The organism is Methylobacterium sp. AC690, assembly GCF_979256535.1.
The window spans coordinates 1-255 of the sequence record NZ_CEEDOX010000090.1 but is presented as its reverse complement, the minus strand read 5'-3'; the positions used below and the strand labels follow the sequence as shown (position 1 = coordinate 255).

Below are 255 nucleotides of genomic sequence, written 5' to 3'. Positions count from 1 at the left end.
CCCAGGCGCAGCGCGGTGGGCGTGCCATGCGTGACAGCCAGTCAGCTGTCCTGGCGCCCTCTGTGGTCGATCTGATGGATGGCATTCAGGGCCACGTTGAAGCAGCAACGCCCGAGCTGATGCCATGTGTGGTGCCACCAGTGGACTGGACGGAGCTGGCCGAGGGGGGCTGGCACACAGCCGGTATGCGCCGCGCCCACCCATTCTGCATCAAGTCACCGAACCGCGAATGGCTCCGCAAACACGATCTGACTC

Annotated in this window: 1 protein-coding gene; it reads left to right on the top strand. The window is 65.1% G+C overall.

Annotation, left to right across the window (positions count from 1 at the left end):
* Positions 1-26: 26 nt before the first annotated feature.
* On the top strand, positions 27-255 hold a 229-nt coding region (locus AC0IY1_RS25430), incomplete at its 3' end, for a hypothetical protein (protein ID WP_471773355.1).